1 protein-coding gene and 1 pseudogene are annotated in these 1,521 nt (G+C 69.2%); one reads left to right on the forward strand and one right to left on the reverse strand.

The window, feature by feature from the left end; genetic code table 11:
- Nucleotides 1-33: 33 nt before the first annotated feature.
- Entirely contained in the window at nucleotides 34-1,209 is a 1,176-nt protein-coding gene (locus ACWD3C_RS48575; protein ID WP_451155247.1) for an IS630 family transposase, read from the reverse strand.
- Nucleotides 1,210-1,287: 78 nt separating this feature from the next.
- Between ACWD3C_RS48575 and ACWD3C_RS48580 the strand changes: the two are divergent.
- Nucleotides 1,288-1,521, forward strand: a pseudogene (locus tag ACWD3C_RS48580) (ATP-binding protein); the annotation flags it as partial.

Here is a 1,521-nt window from a genome sequence, read left to right on the forward strand (position 1 = left end):
AGTGGTCTGCGTCATAAGTCCTTCGGGGGTTGATCATGCGGCTGGGGCGGCGGAGGATTCTTCTGGGTGATCGGTGGTGTGCCGGTCGAGTCTGGCCAGCAGATCGTCCAGGTCGGAGGTGGTGAACTTCCACTGGAACGGCTGTGCCGTGGCGTTGTAGCGGTCTTCGAAGGCTCGGAGCCGGTCCGTGACCTCGTTGAGGTCGGTGAAGTCGTTGGGTGTCACGACCTTGCGCTGCACAACGGAGAAGTAGATCTCCACCTGGTTTAACCAGGAGGCGTGGACCGGCGTGTGGACGAGGACCGCGTTCGGGTAGGCGGCGGTCAGCCGGTCGGCGGCCTTCTTGCCGCGGTGGGAGGAGCCGTTGTCCACGACCCAGAACACGCGTTTCGCGCTGGCGTAGGGCTCTTGGGTCATGACCTGGTCGACCAGGGTCATGAACGGGGCGATGCCGGTTCTCGGCTCGCAGCGGCCGAAGATCTTCGCGTGGTGGACGTCGTAGGCGGCCAGGTAGGCCAGCGCTCCACCGCGGCCGTAGGTGTGGTTCACCCGCATCGCCCTGGCCTGCCCGGGGGCCAGGGTGGGGTGGCAGCGGCAGCGGGCCTGGACGGAGGTCTTCTCGTCCGCGCTGATCACGTACTCGTCCGCGCCGAGCGCTTCGCCGTTCCAGATGCGGGCATAGAGGTCGAGGACGCGCTCGGCCCTGGGCCGGAAGGCAGGGTCGGTGATGAAGATCCAGGACTGGTACTGCCAGGGCTTGAGCGCGTCCTGCTTGAGCCAGCGCCGCACGGTGGAGGCGGAGATCGCGCCGACGATGGCGCGGGCGACGACCTCGCGGGCCAGCTCCGGGCTCGACCAGCGCGAGAGCGGGGTGCCGCTCTCGGCGGGCAGTTGGCAGGCCAGGGCCTTGACCTGGGCGGTCTGCAGCGGAGTGAAGGAGGCAGGGCGCCCGGACCGTTTGCGGTCGGACAGTGCGGGCAGCCGGTGCTCGGCAAATCGGCCGCGCCAGGTACGGACGGTGTCCAGGTGCAGCCCGGTCTCGCGGGCGATGCGGGCGTTGGAGCGACCCCGGGCCGCGTGCAGGACGACCTGGGCACGCTGGCGGAGCCGGTGCTCGGTCTTGTGGCCGTAGGCCATCGTCTTGAGCCGCTTGCGCTCGGAGGCGGTCAGGGCTACCAGACGGGCAGGGGCAACAGGCAAGGCGGGCATGCCGATCACGAGAAGTGGATCACGACAGGCCGCATCCTGCCGTACCCCGATCGCCGGCCCTCCGGCAGGATGTCCGCTGTGCCAACGCCCTCGGAACATACCCGGCTCCAGCTCGAGCTGTACCTGAACATGCGGGCCAAGGCCGCCTGGCCGCAGCTGGCCGGCCTGCGCGTCCGCCACCGGGGCCAGTACGCCTATGTAGAAGGCGAACTGGCCGACGGCGGGAACCTCAAGCTGATGCGCCTGCGCTACCACGGCACCGCGAGCCGTTGGGGCTTCGCCCTGCACGACCCGGCCAGCGACCGCTATCAG

Source organism: Streptomyces sp. NPDC002845, from assembly GCF_053591955.1.

What these genes read in the sequence shown, in the direction of transcription:
- ACWD3C_RS48575 (WP_451155247.1), bottom strand. Translation starts at nt 1,209, where the DNA reads ATGCCCGCCTTGCCTGTTGCCCCTGCCCGTCTGGTAGCCCTGACCGCC.